Annotated in this window: 1 protein-coding gene; it reads left to right on the top strand. The window is 66.3% G+C overall.

All coding sequences use genetic code 11. The features are described from left to right. Nucleotides 1-368: cache domain-containing protein (locus HWY30_RS40920; RefSeq protein ID WP_176079070.1), on the top strand; the 368-nt coding region annotated here is incomplete at both ends.

Raw genomic sequence — 368 nt, 5'->3', positions numbered from 1 at the left:
ATGCATCCGATCAAGCCGGCACTCGAAAGCAAGGATCTCGCGGGCAGCGCCGATGCCGACGGCCGTCACCATTACGTGACGTTCGCGTCGACCGCACAGGCGCCGGACGGCGGCTTCGTCGACTACGTGTTCCCGCATTCAGGCGCGGCGTCGACACAGGCGGTCGGCAAGATCGGCTACGTGGTGCGCTATGCGCCGTGGGATTGGATCATCGCAACCGGCGCCTATGTTGACGACATCGACGCTGCGTTCATGGCGTCGTTGTGGCTGGTCGGCGCGATCTTCGTGGCCGTGTCCGCGGTCCTCGTGACGCTCGTCGCGGTGACGAACCGCAGCATCGCGCGCATGGTCGGCGGCGATCCGGCCTA

The organism is Paraburkholderia tuberum STM678 (assembly GCF_902833905.1).
Classification (GTDB): Bacteria; Pseudomonadota; Gammaproteobacteria; order Burkholderiales; family Burkholderiaceae; genus Paraburkholderia; species Paraburkholderia tuberum.
Note: the sequence above shows the minus strand (reverse complement) of the source record. Positions and strands in the feature narration are given on the sequence as shown.